Genomic DNA, 17925 nt, shown 5'->3' with positions numbered 1-17925 from the left:
CCGCGGTCACATCCGGACCCGCCGCCTCCTACTTCGCCGCCCCGATCGTGACGCTCCCGGTTGCGGTCCGCCCGAAGCGCGCCGGGCGGTACATGTCCTCCACGGTGGCGCCCGGATGCACGTAGGTTCCCGGCGAGACCGCCCGCACCGTGTAGGCGACGGTGAAGAAGGCCGACTGGCTCGGGTCGCGGTCGTAGGCCGCCACGAACCGGTCGTCGCGGAACTCGGTATGGACCGGCTGCACCTCCGACTTGGCGAAGGCCAGCCCCTGGAGCACGTCGGCGTCCAGCAGCTTCGGGTTGTCGATCTCGAGCCCCGCCGGCAGGGGATCGACCAGCAGGAGGCGCGCGGCCTCCGCCTTAGCCTCGCTCACCTTCAGCACCACCACGAGCCGGTCGTTCTGGCGCAGGCCCGCCGCCGGATCGACCAGGCTGCCGTCGAGGCGATGATAGCTCCGCTCCACCGCGTAGCCCTGCGCGGCCGCCGGCTCCGGCGCCAGGGGATTGCCGTTGACGGTCACGGCCACCCGCACGGGGCCACGGCCGGTATTGACCAGCTGCACGCCCCGCTCCGCCAAGCGCGCCTCCCGGTAGACCCGCGCGAGAATCCCGGTCTGCGGTGCGCCGTCGAGGCTGAACGACAGGGCGTCCGCTTCCTTGGACAGGCTCTCGGCGGCGAGCACCATCCAGGCATTCTCCTGCGTGCTCGTCGCCCGCTCGGTCTGCTGCTCCTCGCCGAACACAGCGGCGACCGGGCCGAGGGCGCCCTGCGTCAGCCCGCTCTCGGCCGCCAGCGTGATCAGCCCGGCGCCGTCGCGCAGGCGGGAGCCGTAATCGGCCCGGTACTGGCCCTTGTCGCGCTCAGCCCGCAGCACGGTGAGCGCCGATTCCATCGCCCGGGCGGCCCGGCCGCGGTCGCCCAGCAGCGCCAGGGCGGCGGCGAGCTGCGCCCGCCCGAGCGCGGAGGAGAAGTCGGTGAGCTTGGTGTCGGCGAGGTAGCGCAGGTCGCCCATCACCGGGCGGCCGTTCCGGGCGAGCACGTAGGCCGCGTAGGCGAGGTCGGCGCCGCCGTTGCGCACCTCGGTGGCGTTGGCCACCGCGTTGCGCAGGTAGTCGAGCGCCTGGGCGAAGGCCTTCTGCGGCACCGCGAAGCCGCGCTCCCGGGCCCGCGTCAGGAAATCGGTCACGTAGGCGTCGAGCCACAGGTCGCTCGACCCCTGCACCGACCACAGGCCGAAATCGCCGCTCGAATCCTGGCGGGCGAGCAGGCGCTCGATCGACTCGCGCACCCGCTCGTCCGCGCCCGCGTCGAGGGCGAGTTTTTCCAGCGTGGCGAGCTTGTTGACGTAGAGCAGCGGCATCGCCCGGCTGACCACCTGCTCGGAGCAGCCATAGGGGTAGCGGTCGAGCGCCTGCAGCAGGGCCGCCACGTCGAGGCCCGGCAGGGGCGTGACCGAGAGCGAGACGCTGCCGGTCCCCGGCTGCAGGTCGGCGATGAGGTCCGATGTGAGCGTCAGCGCGGCCCCGGGGGCGAGGCTGCGCACGGAACGGCGCAGCAGGGTGCCGGTCCCGGGCGCGATCCCGAGGGCGAAGCTCTGGTTCAGTGGGGCTGTTAGGCCGGGGCCCGACAGGGCGAGGTCGAGCCGGGCCGTGCCCGGCCCCGCCGCGGTGAGCGGAATCGCGAACTGGCCCTTGGCGCCGGCCTCCAGCCGGAATGTCTGGCGCAGCGCAGAGGCGCCGACCACGACCGGCCCGCTCGGACTCAGATCGACCGTGTAGTCGCCCGCCTGACCCTCGACGTTGTCGAGGGCCACGAACAGGCGCGAGCGGTCGCCGGTATCGAGGAAGCGCGGCAGCGTGGCGGTGAGCACGACGGGATCGCGGATGATCACGTCGGCCTGGGCTTGGCCCACACGGCCGCCGCTCCAGGCGGTGACCATCACGCGGCCCGTGCCGTTGAAGGCGGGGATCGGGAAGGTGACGCTGGCGGTGCCGTCCGGCCCCACGGTCACGATTCCGGAATAGAGGGCGAGCGGCGCCTGGGTCGGCGGAGAATCGGCCAGTTCGCCGCCGCCCGCATCGCCGCCGGAGCGGATCGCGCCCACGGAGCCCTGCATGCCGTCGATCAGGTAGCCGTAGAGGTCGCGAAATTCCGGCCCGAGCGCCCTCTGGCCGAGGAAATACTGGGTCGGGTCCGGCGCGGCGTAGCGCGTGAGATTCAGGATCCCGACATCGACCAGCGCCACGGTAATCCGCGCCGCCTCGCCGGATTTCAGGCCGGTGAGCTGGATCGGCAGGGTCAGGTCCTGGCGCGGGCGCGCCCGTTCGGGCGCCTTCACGGCGACGCCGAGGTTGCGCGTCTCGCGGTCCACCGAGAACCATGCCAGACCCAGCGCCCGGCCCGGCAGGCGCTTGGCTGCCTGATCGAGGGGCCGGTAGGCGGTGGCGATCAGATAGGCGCCGGCCCCCCATTCGGCCTTCACCGGAACGCTCACCGTGGTGCCGCCCTCCGGCACGCTGACCTCCAGGGTCTCGTGCACCCGGTCGCTGACCACCATCAGGCTGGCCTGCCCCTTGAACTTCGGGCTGAGCTTGGCCCGGAGCGTGTCGCCGGCCGCGTAGGTGGGTTTGTCGAGGGTCAGGTCGAGGAGGTCCGGCGCGTCAGCGGTCTGGGATCCACCCCAGCCGACCTCGAAGCCGAGGCTGGCACTCGCCTCCGAGGCGCCCGGAACCGCGACATCCAGCCGGTAGCGGCCGAGCCCCACCGGGGCCTCGATCCGGCTGGAACCGCCGGCCCGGAGATCGACCGTACCGCTGGCCACGCGCTTGGTGGTCTTGACCGGCTCGAACGACCAGCGCCCGTCCGCCCGATACCATTGATAGGATTGATCGACCCGCGACAGGGTCCAGCTCACCCCCGGCCGGGCGAGGAGCGCGCCTTCAGGCGTCGCCAGCACCACGTCGAAACCCGCGATCCCACCGTCGTTCAGCTCCGTGAAACCCTTGCGCAGGGCCAGCACCGGGCCGGCCGGGAGGATCGGCAGCGTCAGGCTGCGCGACAGCGCCCTGCCGCCCGGCTCGCCGACCGCCAGGGTGATCTTGGCCTCCAGCGCCCGCAGCGCTGCCACCTGGGGCACCGGGACCGTCACGACGGCGCTGCCCTGCGCGCCCGTGGTCGCGTGCTCCTGAAGCTCCTGCGTGGCCGGCTCCACGGCCTCGTCGTCGAGGCCGATGCTGTAGCCGTCCAGCCCCTTGATGCCGCTCGTGGCCGCCGCCTGCACGGTGACGCTGCCCGACACGTCGAGATCCGCCCCCGGCGCGCCGTACAGATAGCGCGCGGCGACATCGACCTGCGCGGCCTCGCCCCGGTGGAGCGCCGCCTGCCGGGCCTTGAGGGTGACCTCCAGCCGCTCGGGGACGTAATCCTCCACGAGGAAGCTGGTCTCGCCGATCGGCGGCGCCTTCGGATCGGTATAGGCCGAGACGCGCCACGTGCCGTGCATCGCGCCCGACAGGAGCGGCAAGGGCAGCGCCCGTCCGCCGAGCCCCTGATCGGGCACCGAGACCCGCCGGTACTCGACGCCGTCCGGCCGCTTCACCACGAGGGTCAGCGGCAGATCCGGCACCGCCGCGCCGCCCGCATCGCGCAGCAATGCGGTGAGCTGGACGGTCTCGCCCGAGCGGTAGACCCCGCGCTCCGGGAACAGGTAGGCATCGAGCCCGCCGGTCTCGGGCCGTCCCTTCACGCCGCGGTCGGTGAGATCGAAGGCGCCGAGGTTGAGGTCGAGGAAGCCGTAATCGGTGCCCGCCTGGGCCACCACGAGGCTCGGCGCCAGACCGCCCTCCCCGCGGGCGAGCCCGGGATCGAAGGCGGCGTGGCCCTGTGCATCGGTGGTGCGCGTGCCCAGAACCTCGTTGTTGCGGGCGATCAGCCGGATCTCGGCGCCCGGCATCACCTGCGCGGAGGCGAGCGAGCGCAGGACCACGTGGACCCCGTCCCGCCCCTTCGTGGCGGTCAGCCCCAGGTCCGAGACCACGAACCACTGGGTCGCCTGCGTATCGTAGCCCTCGTCGTCCGCCGCGGCCGTGCCGGAGGGCCGGGCCAGCATCACGTAGATCCCGGGCTCCAGCTTGCCCACCGCCTGCAGGACCGGGAAGGCGGTAACCGCCTCCTGGTTCAGCTCGGCCTTGGCGGTATCGAGGGTGCCCTTCCAGACGCGCACGCCCTTCTCGGCCGCGATCGACCGGGCGGTGGCGCCGCTGAGCTGGCCCAAAAAGTCCTCGGAGCGCAGGGTCGGCAGCAGGCCGCGGTCGCCGATCCGCAGCACCTCGACATCGAGCTTGGCCGCGTTCACCGAGACCAGGGGCACGCCCGCCTGTCCGGTGCGGGGCAGGACGTAGTTGCGCCCGGTGACGCGCACCTGCGGGGCGCGATCGCGCACGTAGATCTCGTAATCGGCGGATTTGAGCAGGCTCTCGCCGACCGTGGAGGGCAGGCCCTGGCGCAGGACGATCGCGTAGCGCCCGCCGTGCTTGAGCCCGTCGACGCAGATCTGCGTGTCCTCGGCGGTCACGGCGGCCGCGCTCGTGCCCGACACGGCCACGTAGGGCGCGTAATCGGTCTTGGGCACCACGGCGTCCGAGAGGGTGAAGCAGGCCCGCGGGGCGGCCGCGTCGGAATCGACCTTGTAGCCGAGGATGCGGAAGCCGTGCTCGGCCCGCAGCCTGTCGTAGGTCTCCCGCACCGCGCCGTCGTCGGCCAGGGCGAGGCTCGCCGCGTAGGCCTCGAGGGCCGGGCGCCAGGATTCCCGCTCGGCCTCCGCGGCGCCGACCAGGGCCAGGGATGCCGCGGCGTCGAGGGCCGTACCGGAGCGCTCGTAGGCACGGTAGGCGGCTGCGATCGCCCGCTCGCGCAGCCGGGTCCGGCCTTTGTAATCGTTGTCGTCCAGGGTCTCGAACGCCGCGGCGGCCGCGCGGGCATAGGCCTGCCAGTTGCGGATATCGGCCGGGTCTGCAGCGGCCGCGGCGGCGAGCGGGGTGAGGGCCTGATCCGGCTTGCCGGCGGCGATCAGCGCCTGTCCGGCGGTGCGGGACTGGGCCGCCGGCCGGAGCGCCGTGCCGGCCTCGGCCTTGAGCGCCGCTTCGAGCCGCAGGGCCGTGCTGGCGAGATCGTCTCGAACGAAGGTTTTGGCGAACGGAGCGGGGGCGGTTGTGGCCAGCCGCGGGGCGGCGCGGGGCACGGCCGCATCCTGCGCCAGCGCCGGGCCGCCCGCCACCCATCCGAGCAGCGCCAGGGCACCCGCGAGCCGTCCGAGCCGCGCCATCAGCCTGTTCCCCACCTGCCGCGTTCCCGACGATTCGCGTCGGGATCGGTCGGGCGGGAGCCTAGCACCGGCGGCCCCCGCCGCAACGCACTGGCTGCGGTAGGCGTTAAGGAGACGGAACCGAACATTCGTAACAAACTCGCGCGGGTGAAGTTTACCACGGTCTTCTTGATTCAATATTTGGACGCGATAGGGTGCTCCGACCTAAGGTTGATGTAATGGGGTCCGTCGGTGGACAGTAAGATTGCGGCGCGTTGTTTTACTGTCTCAGCACCCGAGCGGGGCGGCAGAGATTTTCCTGGTCTGCTTTTAGAAGCAATTTGCTTACCTCAGCCGGGTGACAGAGAAAGTCAAGTCAATAGGGGGGGGTAACGCTAAGACTGGAACGCTGCACTCAAGTTGGCAATAGTCTTCATGGCGAGTTCTGTAGGAAGCAGACATCCAACATTCCTCCCGCGGCAAATGACGCCGGTCTTGCACCGATTGCTATGGCGCGCGGGCACGGCATTGGGCATGTGGCGGCGTTCCTATACCACATTCCTACCCGGACATTAATGCTTCAGAGCAATCGACAGTGTGCTACTTCTTCCAGGATTTCTACTTACATCGGTATACGGTCTCCCGGTTCAATATTTAACATATCTCCAATAATACATCCCGACATGTTGAGCCGAATACGCGGCAAACCCCTCCGCAGAATGCGCGTGCGATTCGCGTCGCCTGAGAACCTTGAAACGCTTGAGCGGGCGGGGGTAGCAGCGGGGCGAGTTGCCCGCGAAGCGGCCGAAGCCTACGACGCACACACGATTGAGATCATTCTCTCGGCAAATTTTGAGAGCCGATCCTCAACCTTGAATGGTCGCGCAGCAGGGGCGCTGCGCCGCATTCTCCAACACGGGGATGTGTCCCATTTGGAGGTCAAGACGCTGGATGACGACGGCGTTGAGGACGTGGACCTCTTAGACGAGCGCCTAAAATGCGACGAGGTTCTAGACTTTCCTGAGGGGAATCCCGACGGCCATTACAATGCACGACGCGCATGGCTTGAAGAGAAATTCAATGATATGCTTCCTACGATAAGGCAGATGCAGCAACGGCCTTGAAATGGCAACGTTGATCGAAAGAATTGAGTACCGCTGGGAACAATCGTACCCTCTGTTGCTGGGGGTAACGATTGCGCCCTTGTGCGCTTGGTATATCCCTGTAATTTTCCCTGCTATGGTCAAGGCAGGGTGGAAAACAGAAAATATATATTCCTCTGCATTTAATATTTCTACAGTGGCAACGCCGTTCCTATTTACATTCTACACAATTTTTGTGACCACCGAAACGGGCTTCATCGGGCGCATGAAGAGGGCCAACGCTTATCGTATGACGGTTAACTACACCGTTAGGGCGATGTGGCTGGGCGCGTTGCTTAGTGTGGCATCTCTGCCCTTTATCATCGTGTCTCCCGCGCCGGACGCATACAGCGACCCATGGACATGGGCTGTGGCCGGATGGTCTGGCCTAACCGTCGCGACCGTCTCTGCCTTCCTACGAGCCTGCCGACAGTTCGGCATATTCATCTCCGTCCACGCGGAGCGTTAGCGCACTCTAAAAGATGCCTAACGTCGCCACCAGTGATGGCATCCGCCATCGCGTTGGTGCATTTGCTCCATAAAGCCGCAACGCGCCGGGCCGGCGTCGGGCGGCTGCTCCGCTCAGAATGCCTTCAGCACCTGCTCGGTGTGCTCGACGGAGACGGGCCCGGCGAAGCAGTGCGAAACCAGGGCGCGGTAATCCTGCCAGGGCTGCGAGCCGGTGAAGTCCTTGGTATGGGCTTCCAGCGTGTCCCAGTGGATCAGCAGCCGGTAGCGCTGCGGGTGCTCGATCGAGCGCCGCACCTCGAAATGCCGGCAGCCCTTGGCCTCCTTGAAGATCGCCGAAGCCTTCGTGATGCCGGCCTCGAAGTCGGCTTCCATCCCGGGCTTGATCTCGATCTGCGCGATCTCGAGGATCATGGGTGACGTCCCTCTCTCAGGTTCGAAGGGGGCGGCCGAGCTTGGCCGCCAGGATGCGCTGTGGACTTAAACTGGGGTCGGCCTGGGCGGTGACCGGCAGGTAGGCGGTCTGCTCCAGCATGTAGCGGCCGCCCATGGCCCCGTGCATCACGAGGTCCGAGAAGGTCACCCAGGTCGCGCCGGGGCGGAACTCCACGTCGGCCTGGGGGGCCGAGGCCTGATAGGCTTCGTCCTGCTTGAGCGCGTCGTGCAGGTGCAGCATCAGGTGGTCGTATTCGGAGCGCTTGGCCTTGGTGACGCGCAACGTCGCCAGAAGACGCGCCGAGAGCGCCGAATAACCGGGGAGCCGCGGCAGGAATTTCTCCGCCATCGACCCGAAATCCTCGCCGACCCGCCAGCGGCGCGGCTCCCCGGCCGGGTTGATGTTGCGAAACACCCGCAGGATCCGCTTCTCGCCGATCGGGTTCGACGGGAAGGCGTCGACGTGCAGCCGCGTGTCGTCGCGCCGCCAGCTCAGCTTGCGTCGGTCCACGTCGAAGGGGCGATACGAGGTGCCGGCGAGGCTCACCCGATCGGCATAGTCGGGCAGGTAGGTGCCGATCAGGTCCCGGGCGAAGGCGCGGTAGCGGATCAGGAGCTGACGCAGGGCCTCCTGCTCCTCCGGGCTGCCGGCCGCCCCGCGCAAATGCGCCGCCTCGCCGCGGATGTTGACGTTCTTGGCCGTGCCGTCCGCGAAGGGGCGCTCCGTGAAGCGGCGCTCGAACTCCGTGAACGGGAACGGCAGGTCGGGAAACAGCAGCACCGCCCCGGCCTCCAACTCGCGAGCCAGGGAGCCGGGCGTCTCGCCGGGGGCGATTGTGCGGATCGGACTGATCATCGTGCCGGGCTGGCCCTGCCGTCTCGGATGCCGGCCCCCTGTAACCGAGCGCCCGCGGCGAGGCCAGAGCCTGCATTTCCGGTGGATGACCGCACGGCATCCGGTAGGCCGGCCCGGCGCGGCTTGCGCAACCCGGTCGTTCCCGGCACGTTCTCCACAACATGACCGGCCCAAGTGCCCGGCGGAGGATGGCGCCGATGGCGACCCTGAAGGAATTCGAGGAAGCCCTGCGCGAGCATGGCATGAACATGGCGCTGGCGCTGCTGGAGCGCCTGCGCGAGCGCGACCGCGCGACCCGGACGGTCAAGCCCGCCCGGCGGCTCACGGGCCAGAAGATGACCCCGGAACTCGCCCGGGCGATCCTGGACCTGCACGCCAGCACCGGCATGACCCAGCAGGAGATCGCCTTCAAGGTCGGGGTGAATCAGGGCCGGGTGAACGAGGTGATCAAGCGCGGCAAGTGGCTGTCCGACGATCCGAGCGCCCCCGAGGCGGTGGCCCGGGACAAGGCGGTGGCGCGGATGCGCGGCGATCCGAAGCCGAGGAAGCCGCCCGTCGCGCGGGCTACCGCCAGCCGTCCGAAGGAGCGCAAGGCGGCGCCGCCGAAGGCGCGCAACCAGGGGCAGCTGGCGCTGGGGGATTTGTAAGGGTCCGCTGCGGGACCTGTCCCGTCTTTGCGAGCGGAGCGAAGCAATCCAGCCGCGCCACGCTCACCGATGTCGCGCTGCCCTGGGTGGCTTCGCGCCGCTCGCAAAGACGCAGAGGCATCGTGCAGGTGGCGGCCCTTCCCGAAGCGAAGGTCTCCGAGCGGTGGAGACCCTCCCGGATCCCCGATCCGCGCCCTCACCCCGCCGGGGCGAAATGCCCCCGGTAGCGGGCGCCGATCACCGCCACCGGCAGCGTCACGAACACGTCGGTCGTGCCGAACTGCCGGTCGATCACCGCGCCGTCGCCGAAGGTCGCGCCGAGGCGCAGGTAGCCCTTGATCAGCGGCGGCAGGCTCTGCAGGGCGGCCTTCGGATCCACCGCCTCCTTCGGCAGCCGGTCCATCGCCACCGCGCGCTCCGGCAGCGGGCGGACCCGCCAGCCTTCCGGGGCGCGGGCATGGTGGTGCAGGAAGGCGAGCGGCAGGGCCAGCCGGTCCGGATCGGTGCCCTCCAGGCTGGCGCAGCCGATCAGCGCGTCGATCCGGTGGTGCAGGACGTAGGCGTAGATCCCCTGCCACAGCAGTTCGACGGTGCGCTTGCCCCGGTAGGGCTTGAGCACGCAGGAACGGCCCAATTCCAGGATCCGCCGGTGCCCCTGGGCGGCGAGCAGCGGCGCGAGGTCGTACTCGCTCTCGGAATAGAAGCCCGCATGGCGCTCGGCCACCTCGCTGCGCAGCAGGCGGTAGGTCCCGACCACCTTCGGCCGGGGCTTGGCGAAGGGCTTCTTCCGCTTCGGCGGGGTGTGGTCGAGGACGAGGAGATGGTCGCAGAGCGCGTCGTAGCCGTCGGCGTCCCGACGCGACAGGGTGGCGAGCCCGGAGGGCACCGCCGACATCTCCTCGTAGAACACCTTGAAGCGCAGGCGCTGCGCCCGGCGGATCTCGGACTTCTTCGTCGCCAGCCGCACTTCCAGATTGCCGATCCGGCCGAGGCTGCGCCCCTCGAACGGCTCGGGCAGCCGGATCGCCTGCTCGGCCGAGAGCACGTCGGCGATGCCGGTCGGGCCGCCCGCAGGGGCCCGGAGATGCGCGTGGCGGCGGCGCAGCTTCGCGATCGGCGCGCCGACGCCCCATTGCACGCCCTTGTGCCACCCGGCACCGAGCGCGCTGTAGGCTCCGCGGGCGAGATTGGCGACCATGATCCGGTTTGCTCCCGGTGCGCGTCGTGCGCCGCTCCTCTGGAAGCAGAGCACGGCGTGGATACGCCATTATGACAGCCGCCATACGAAAGCGCCCCGGCGGGGGACCGGGGCGCTCTTACAAAGCCGCGCGTTCGGGCGCGGTCAGGCGGCCTGCTGGACCGCGTCCGGCCGGACGTCACCCTCGATCACCGGGGCGCTGGCGCGGCCCGCCGTGGCGATCTGGATGCGGCGCGGCTTCTTCGCCTCCGGAACCTCGCGGACGAGGTCGATGTGGAGAAGGCCGTTCTCCAGCGCCGCACCCGTCACCTGGACGTGGTCGGCGAGTTGGAAGCGGCGCTCGAAGGTGCGGGCCGCGATGCCCTGGTGCAGGAATTCCGACTTGGTCTCGGACTTGCGCTCGCCCTTCAGCGTGAGCGCGTTCTCCCGCACCTCGATCGACAGGTCGGCCTCGGTGAAGCCGGCGACCGCGACGGTGATGCGGTAGGCGTTCTCGCCGGTCCGCTCGATGTTGTAGGGCGGGTAGGTGGGCGCAGCCTCGGCGCTGGCGAACTGGTCGAGCGCGGAAAACAGCCGGTCGAAGCCGACGGTCGAACGGTAGAGGGGCGCGAGATCGAACTGACGCATGACATATCCTCGTGTGAGCAACATGCAATTCCGGTCCGCCCCGAGGGGCCGGACCCGTCTTCCGTGCCGCCGAATGGCCGGCACAGACGAGATATCGGAGGGGGAAAATCGCGGTTCAAGACCCCGGGACGGAGGGAAAATCGAGATTTTTTCGCTACGCTCCGGCGGTGCATGAGGAGGGGCGATGAAGCGGTTCGAGCGAAAGGCCGGGGGTGAGCCGCTGCTCACCCTGCGCGACACGCCCGACAATCCGGTCCCGCCTGGCGGCACCCTGATCGCGGTGGGCACGCGCGACGATTGCACCCTGCGGGCGGCCTACTGGCCATCCGGCACGCGCACCTGCCGGGGCACGGTCTGCCTGCTCCAGGGGCGGGCCGAGTTCATCGAGAAGTATTACGAGACGATCCGCGATCTGCGCACCCGCGGCTTCGCGGTGGTCGCCTTCGACTGGCGCGGACAGGGCGAGTCGGACCGGCGGGTGGACGACACCCACAAGGGCCACGTCGCCCGGTTCGACGATTACCGGCTCGACCTGCGGGCCGTCGCCGAAACCGTGCTGATGCCGCTGATGCCGGAGCCCCATGTCGGGCTGGCCCACTCGATGGGCGGATGCGTCGCGCTGCTCGGGGCGCTCGACGGCTGGCTGCCGTTCCGGCGTCTCGTGACGGTGGCGCCGATGCTGTCGATCCGGATGATCCGCTGGCCGGCCGGGGCATCCCTGCTGTCCCAGGGCCTGCACCGGCTCGGGCTCGGGAGCCGCTACATCCCGTTCGGCAAGCCGGTCTCGATCGCCACCAACCCCTATCCCGGCAACCGCCTGACGCGGGATCCCGTCCGCTACGCCCGCAACGCCGCGGCGGCCCGGCAGGTCGGCGCCGGCGCGGTCGGCGATCCGACGATCGCGTGGCTCGCCGAGTCGTTCCGGGCGATGGCGCGCCTGCGCGATCCGCGCGCCGCGCCGCGCATCACCCTGCCGACCCTGATCGTCGCCGCAGGCGCCGACCCGGTCTGCGGAACCCCCGACACCGAGCGCTTCGCCGCGCGGCTCAAGGCCGGCCACATCCTGGTCCTGCCGGATTCCCGGCACGAGATCCTGTCCGAGCGCGACGCGATCCGGCAGGATTTCTGGGCGGCCTTCGAGGCGTTCGTGCCGGGCTCGCCCCTGCCCTCCCACGCGGAGGTCGCCACGCACGCCACCGCGGTGCCGGTGGCCTGACGCGTATTGGGGATTCAAATGGGCGAGCCCTTTTGCGGGTTCAGGGCAAAGCCTTGATGGGTTCGGGCAAAGCCCGACATCGGGGTTTCACCCCGATACCCCGCCAAAGGGCAGAGCCCTTTGGGATCCCGGACGCTTCAGCCGCCGAGATCCGGGTCGATGTCGCGGGGGCGGACGAACCGGTCCAGACGCCCCTGGCCGGGGGCGATCTCGGCCCAGTGATCCGTGTCGAAATCGATCACCACATAGGCGGCGGTGGGAAATTCGAGCGCCAAGCGGTTGCGCACGGCGCGCGGGCCCTCCCCGGCGAGGTCCGAAGCCAGATCGCCCAGGCCCGGATTGTGGCCGACGACGATCACCGTGGCGGCGCTGTCGGGCGCCGACTGGATCACCGTCAGAACTTGATGCGCGGTAGCCTCGTAGATCTCGCGCTGCCAGCGGGTCTCGGGATCGCCGAGCGTGGCCGCCATCGCCTCCCAGGTCTCCCGGGTGCGCTGGGCCGTCGAGACCAGGGCAAGGTCCGGCCGCACACCCTCCTCGGCGAGACGGGTCCCCACGGCCGGCGCGGCCCGCCGACCCCGGTCGTTGAGCGGTCGGCCGTGATCGGCGACGCCCGCCGGGCGGTCCGACTTGGCGTGCCGCAACAGGATCAGCCTGCGCATGACGTCAGCCCCTGCAAGAATTTCGGACCGGCCTCGCGGTCTCGGGATGCCGGTTAGCCGAAAGCATGGCGCGCGTCAGCCGCCCCGCTGCTCGCGCCGCATCATGAAGGCGAGCTTCTCGAACAGGCTGACATCCTGCTCGTTCTTCAGGAGCGCCCCGTGGAGCGGCGGGATCAGCTTGCGGCCGTCCTGCTCGCGCAGGGTCTCGGGGGCGATGTCCTCGGAGACGAGGAGCTTCAGCCAGTCGAGCAGCTCGGAGGTCGAAGGCTTCTTCTTGAGGCCCGGCACCTCGCGCATCGCCAGGAAGGTCCGCAGGGCCTCCTCGACGAGGCGGTGCTTGATGCCCGGATAATGCACGTCGACGATCCGCTGCAGCGTCTCGGCGTCGGGGAACGTGATGTAGTGGAAGAAACAGCGGCGCAGGAACGCGTCCGGCAATTCCTTCTCGTTGTTCGACGTGATGATCACGATCGGCCGCCGCACGGCTTTGACGGTCTCGCCGGTCTCGTAGACGTGGAACTCCATCCGATCGAGTTCGGTGAGCAGGTCGTTGGGGAACTCGATATCGGCCTTGTCGATCTCGTCGATCAGCAGGACCGGGCGCTCGGGCGCCGTGAACGCCTCCCAGAGCTTGCCGCGCCGGATGTAGTTGGCGATGTCCGAGACCTTTGGGTCGCCGAGCTGGGAGTCCCGCAGCCGCGAGACCGCGTCGTACTCGTAGAGCCCCTGCTGCGCCTTGGTGGTGGACTTGATGTTCCAGACGATCAGCTGCGCGTTCAACCCCTTGGCGATCTCCTCGGCCAGCACGGTCTTGCCGGTGCCGGGCTCGCCCTTCACGAGGAGCGGCCGTTCGAGCACCACGGCGGCGTTGACCGCTGCCGTGAGGTCGGGGGTCGCGACGTAGGACTCGGTGCCGGAAAAGCGCATCGCGGTCTCGGTGAAGTGGGTTTAGGAGAACGGGTAACGCGGGGTGCGGGCCGGCCGCAAGCGCCACCCCTTTCCCGGGCGCGTGGAGCGCCAGCGGAACGCGACCCGGAATCCAGCGCAGGACGTCGCGCCGCGTCCCTCCGGATCGAACGGAGCCGCTGGCGCGGGGCTTTTCGTGCTGGATCCCGGATCACCCTCCGCTGCGTTCCAGGCGTCCGGGAAAGGGGTGCGGTTGACTGGCCCGCCTCAGCCCTTCTCGTGCCAGACGCAGTTCCGGGCCAGGATCTCCAGGTTCACGTCCGATTTCTGCGGCTGCGGCAGGGTCTTGCCGTCCATGGCGAGGTCGATCTTGATCTCGACCTGACCCTTCGCCTCGGCCGTGCGGCGGGAGAAGTAGCAGTATTGCTGGTAGGGCTGGTCGGCGTTGTCCTTGAAGTTCCAGCCGGTCACGATCTGCCCGTCGAGATAGGGGACCTGCTTGAACACCGTGAAGGTCGTGTTCACCGCAGCCTTCGAGGCCGGGGCGGCGTCACTGCCGAGCTGCGCCCGGGTGGGGGTCGGCGTGCCGGTGGCGGCCTTGGGCAGACCTTCGAGCTTGAGCGTGTTGTCGGTGAGCGTGACCTCGCCCTTCGTCTTGAGCGTCACGTCCGAGAGCGCGGCCTGCATGGCGGAGGCGATCTTCTCCGCCGCCGTGTCGAACTGGTTGAGCGTGGCCCAGCCATAGGCCGCCGCGCCGACGCCGATGCCCGCGAGGCACAGGAAGGCGCCGAAGCCCAAGGCCCGGAACAGGAAGGCCCGGGCCGCGACGTAGCTCGAATCCGCCCGCAGGCGGGAGTTCACCTGCTGGGCGAGGGCGACGTTCTCGGGGGTTCCGCCGGCGACGTAGTTCATGCGCCCGCTCCCGCGGCTGGCAGGGTCTGGCCCGGACCGTTCTGTCCGGGCAGGGCCTGCTGGCCCGGAACCGGCCGGTTCATCGGGATGACCGCCCCGGAGGCATTGGCCGCCCGGGGCAGGATCGGCTCAGGGTTCGAGCGCAGGGCGTCGGCGATCGCGTCCAGCATGTAGGGGGCGGCCTCCGGGTTCACGGCGGCGCCGAGGTCGTCCTCGTCCATGAAGGTCCGGCGGGTCGAGACCGCGCAGAGCGCCAGGATCGTCGACGCGAAGGCGGCGCAGATGGCCGGCACGAACACGAAGATCCGCAGGAAGGCGTGGACCTGGCTCTCGGTCACGTCGATCGGATCGACGCCGTACACCATGGCGGTGAAGGAGTGCAGCTGCGAGCGGTTGACCGCGTTGCGGTAGCCCTGCTCGGCATCGGCCACCCGCCGGTCGGCGGCACCCGGATCGAGCTCCGTCCGTGCCTTGCGGGCGTCCTCGAGGTTCTTGACCAGGGCGGCGCGGTCGGCCGACGCCTTGGTGACCCCAGCCGACAGGGCGGCGACCCGCGGGTCGGCGAGGCATTTCAGGTTCTGGTACTTCCGGCCCTTGCTGTTGGTGCCGAAGACCCGCTCGCAGCGCTGGGCCGGCAGGCCGGCGAGTTGCTGGGCGTTGTCGGCGGCGCGCTTCTCGATCTGGTCGAGTTCGGCCGTGTACTGGGCGACGCGCTCGTCCGCCGCCTTGATCCGGTCGCCGATCGTGGCGCGGTCGGCCTGGGCGTCCTTGAGCGCGGTCTTGGCCTTGGCGGCCTCCATCAGCCGGGGATGGAACATCATCTCGCCGAGCTGGGACACCGACTTGGTGGTCACGCCGGCTGCGAAGATGATGCCGAGCACCGCCAGCCCGCGCACGAAATGCGAGCGCTGTGTGCGGGCCAGGATGCCCAGCGGCACCCGGCACAGCTCCACGGCGGCGTAGACCATGGGGGCCAGCAGCATGAAGTAGAAGGCGTGCCAGTCGCCGTCGCTGTAGACGCCCGCGAACAGCCACGCGCCCCAGAGCGAGGCGCCGATCACCATGAACTCGACGAGGTACGCGATCGCCACGTAGCCCCATTTGACGCGGTAGCCCCGATCGACGTGACGCTGATGGCGCCAGCGGTCCGATTCGAGCCTCCATTCGCGCTCCTCGCGCTTGCGGTCGCGGTTGGGGGGCGCTTTGGGACCGGCAAAGATCGATTTGATGGAGATCATCGGCCTCAACACATCCATCGGGTCCGGTCCCGGGCACAGCCAGCCGAGTTTAACCCCGGTTTAACTCCTGCGTGTATGCGCGCATTGTGCCGATTTTAGGCCGCCGCGCACGCCTGCACTGTACGATACCGGGCCCGCCGCCCGGGTGGCGGAAATGTCTCACCCGGTTCATGTATCCGCCTTGTGTCGCAGCACACCTGGCCCGGGCCGGAATTCGTTTGCTCCCCGTCGGTCAGGGACCCATGATCGCGAAGCCGTGATCGGCACCCCCGCCGCCGCCAGAGACGAGGTTCGATCCGACGCCGATGCCAGAGGTCCATCCGGGTTCCTATAAGGAAGCGATTCTGTTCCTCGTCACAGCGGGGATCGTGGTGCCGCTGTTCCACCGCCTGCGGATCTCGCCGGTGCTCGGATTCATCGGCGCCGGCGCCCTGCTCGGACCCTACGGCCTCGGCCGTCTGGCGGAGGCCTATCCCTTCGTCCACCTGTTCACCATCGGCAACCGGGCCGAGATCTCCCACCTCGCCGAGTTCGGCGTGATCTTCCTGATGTTCATGATCGGGATCGAGCTGTCCTGGGAGCGCCTGAGGACCCTGCGGCGGCTGGTCTTCGGCCTGGGGTCGCTGCAGGTCGGCTGCTCCACGCTGATCCTGGCGATGATCCTCTACGGGCTCAATGTGCCGCTGGTCGGCGCCGCGATCGTGGGGATCGGGCTCGCGCTCTCCTCCACCGCGGTGGTGCTGCCGGTCCTGGCCGAGCAGAAGCGGCTCAACGCGCCCACCGGGCGCACGAGCTTCGCGGTGCTGCTGTTCCAGGATCTGGCGGTGGCGCCGGCCCTGTTCGCCATCGCGGTGCTCGGCCGCGACGACGGGGGCGACAAGGGCTGGGCGCTGGCCATGGCGCTGGGCCAGGCGGCGGTCGCGCTGGTGCTGATCGTGATCGCGGGCCGCCTCGCCCTGCGCCCGCTGTTCCAGCTCGTGGCACGCACGCGCTCGACCGAGCTGTTCATGGCGGCCTGCCTGCTGGTGATCGTCGGCACGGCGCTGACTGCGGCGGCGAGCGGGTTGTCGATGACGCTCGGCGCCTTCGTGGCCGGCCTGCTGCTGGCCGAGACCGAGTACCGCCGGGCGATCGAGGCGACGATCGACCCGTTCAAGGGCCTGCTGCTCGGCGTGTTCTTCGTCTCGGTGGGGATGAACCTCGATCCGGCCCAGCTCATGGCGACGCCGGGCGCGATCCTGGGTCTCGCCCTGGCGCTGGTCGCCATCAAGGGGGCCGTGGTGGTGATGGCGGCGCCGGTGATGAAGATCCCCCGGCCGGTGGCGATCGAGACGGCGTTGCTGCTCGGGCCGGGCGGGGAATTCGCCTACGTGCTGATCGGCGGCGCCATGGCCACCGGGCTGGTCCCCGAGGAGGTCGGGGCCGCCGCCCTGGTGGTGACCACCGTCACGATGATCATGATCCCGGCGCTCGCGGCGGTCGGCCGGCGGCTCAAGCAGCGGGCGACCGCCCAGGCCCAGGCCGCCGCGGGCGCGCAGACGCCGCTGCCCGAGCGCGTCGAGAACCGGGTGATCGTCGCGGGCTTCGGCCGTGTCGGCCGGCAGGTCGGCGAGATGCTGGAGAAGCACAAGATCCCGTATCTCGCCCTCGATTCGGACCCCGCCCGGGTCGCCGAGCAGCGCCGCACCGGGAAGCCGGTCTATTTCGGCGATTCCGGCAACACCGAGATCCTGCGCCACTGCGACATCGCCTCGGCGCGCGCCCTGGTGGTGACGCTCGACAGCCCCCGGGCGGTCGAGGCGGCGGTGACGGCGGCCCGCGCCGAGCGGCCGGACCTGACCATCGTGGCCCGGGCCCGCGACGCCCGCCACGCCACGGCGCTCTACGAACTCGGCGTCGACGACGCGGTGCCGGAGACGATCGAGGCCTCGCTGCAATTGTCCGAGGCGGTGCTGGTCGATGTCGGCGTGCCGATGGGGCTCGTCATCGCGTCGATCCACGAGCGGCGGGACGAGTACCGCGCCCTGCTCAAGAAGCGCGAGAACGAGGCCAAGCCGATCTTCCGGGCCCGGCGTACCGTGGGCAAGACCCTGGGCAAGCCGCCGGTCAAGCGGGAGCCGGAGCCCCAGGCGGCGGCTCGTCAAGAGGCCGCGGCTGGCCAGGAGGCATGAGCCGCATCCGGTAAACCGCGACCGGGACGGCGCGATAAGAAGTCACTGCGGGGGCTTCGTCTCCTTCGCGACGGTCGAACGCCACCGCTCGGATCCACGTTTGAAATTCGGCGCCATGTCCCGCGGCGGATCGGCGTCCCGCGGC

The 17925-nt window shown here is 69.6% G+C and carries 13 protein-coding genes; 4 read left to right on the top strand and 9 right to left on the bottom strand.

The window, feature by feature from the left end:
* Nucleotides 1–28 precede the first annotated feature (28 nt).
* Complete coding sequence (locus tag OXS49_RS20495) at nt 29–5323, bottom strand: alpha-2-macroglobulin (RefSeq protein ID WP_267426438.1); 5295 nt, start codon at nt 5321–5323, stop codon at nt 29–31.
* Between the two features lie 380 nt (nt 5324–5703).
* Between OXS49_RS20495 and OXS49_RS33710 the strand changes: the two genes are divergently transcribed.
* Nucleotides 5704–6426, top strand: a complete 723-nt coding sequence (locus OXS49_RS33710; protein WP_346016964.1) for a DUF6731 family protein — start codon at nt 5704–5706, stop codon at nt 6424–6426.
* 600 nt (nt 6427–7026) lie between these two features.
* On the opposite strand, the gene OXS49_RS20485 is transcribed toward OXS49_RS33710, so the two are convergent.
* Entirely contained in the window at nt 7027–7326 is a 300-nt protein-coding gene (locus tag OXS49_RS20485) for an antibiotic biosynthesis monooxygenase family protein (protein ID WP_243916305.1), read from the bottom strand.
* 16 nt (nt 7327–7342) lie between these two features.
* The gene (locus OXS49_RS20480) at nt 7343–8203 is read right to left on the bottom strand and encodes a Kdo hydroxylase family protein (protein ID WP_267426435.1); all 861 of its coding nucleotides are present in this window, start codon (nt 8201–8203) and stop codon (nt 7343–7345) included.
* A gap of 197 nt (nt 8204–8400) precedes the next feature.
* On the opposite strand from OXS49_RS20480, the gene OXS49_RS20475 reads away from it, so the two are divergent.
* The gene (locus tag OXS49_RS20475) at nt 8401–8850 is read left to right on the top strand and encodes an RNA polymerase subunit sigma-70 (protein ID WP_243916303.1); all 450 of its coding nucleotides are present in this window, start codon (nt 8401–8403) and stop codon (nt 8848–8850) included.
* Between the two features lie 196 nt (nt 8851–9046).
* Here the strand turns inward: OXS49_RS20475 and OXS49_RS20470 are convergent, their stop codons facing one another.
* Together OXS49_RS20470 and OXS49_RS20465 are read right to left on the bottom strand one after the other, a co-directional pair.
* Nucleotides 9047–10048 carry a GNAT family N-acyltransferase gene (locus tag OXS49_RS20470; RefSeq protein ID WP_267426433.1) on the bottom strand — a complete coding sequence of 334 codons (1002 nt, stop codon included), beginning with the start codon at nt 10046–10048 and terminating at the stop codon, nt 9047–9049.
* A 144-nt stretch (nt 10049–10192) separates the two neighbouring features.
* Nucleotides 10193–10675 (bottom strand): Hsp20 family protein, encoded by a 483-nt coding sequence (locus OXS49_RS20465; protein WP_243997959.1) that lies wholly within the window; start codon nt 10673–10675, stop codon nt 10193–10195.
* A gap of 184 nt (nt 10676–10859) precedes the next feature.
* Here OXS49_RS20465 and OXS49_RS20460 point away from each other — a divergent pair, with 184 nt between their 5' ends.
* On the top strand, nt 10860–11891 hold the full coding sequence (locus OXS49_RS20460; RefSeq protein WP_267426431.1) for an alpha/beta hydrolase: 1032 nt from the start codon (nt 10860–10862) through the stop codon (nt 11889–11891).
* Between the two features lie 137 nt (nt 11892–12028).
* Here the strand turns inward: OXS49_RS20460 and OXS49_RS20455 are convergent, their stop codons facing one another.
* From OXS49_RS20455 to OXS49_RS20440, 4 genes are all read right to left on the bottom strand, one after another.
* Nucleotides 12029–12553, bottom strand: coding sequence for a histidine phosphatase family protein (locus OXS49_RS20455; protein WP_267426429.1), 525 nt, complete (start codon nt 12551–12553; stop codon nt 12029–12031).
* A gap of 75 nt (nt 12554–12628) precedes the next feature.
* A complete protein-coding gene (locus OXS49_RS20450; RefSeq protein WP_267426428.1) occupies nt 12629–13480 on the bottom strand; it encodes a MoxR family ATPase in 852 nt (283 codons plus the stop codon).
* 246 nt (nt 13481–13726) lie between these two features.
* Complete coding sequence (locus OXS49_RS20445) at nt 13727–14371, bottom strand: hypothetical protein (RefSeq protein ID WP_243997951.1); 645 nt, start codon at nt 14369–14371, stop codon at nt 13727–13729.
* Nucleotides 14368–15627 carry an ATPase gene (locus tag OXS49_RS20440; RefSeq protein ID WP_267426424.1) on the bottom strand — a complete coding sequence of 420 codons (1260 nt, stop codon included), beginning with the start codon at nt 15625–15627 and terminating at the stop codon, nt 14368–14370. The genes OXS49_RS20445 and OXS49_RS20440 overlap by 4 nt, the downstream gene beginning before the upstream one ends.
* Before the next feature lie 287 nt (nt 15628–15914).
* Between OXS49_RS20440 and OXS49_RS20435 the strand changes: the two genes are divergently transcribed.
* Nucleotides 15915–17780 carry a cation:proton antiporter gene (locus OXS49_RS20435; RefSeq protein WP_243997947.1) on the top strand — a complete coding sequence of 622 codons (1866 nt, stop codon included), beginning with the start codon at nt 15915–15917 and terminating at the stop codon, nt 17778–17780.
* Nucleotides 17781–17925 lie beyond the last annotated feature (145 nt).

It is taken from the genome of Methylobacterium sp. GC_Met_2, assembly GCF_026540795.1.
In the GTDB taxonomy this organism is placed as follows: Bacteria; Pseudomonadota; Alphaproteobacteria; order Rhizobiales; family Beijerinckiaceae; genus Methylobacterium.
This window is presented reverse-complemented; position numbering and strand designations above follow the sequence as displayed.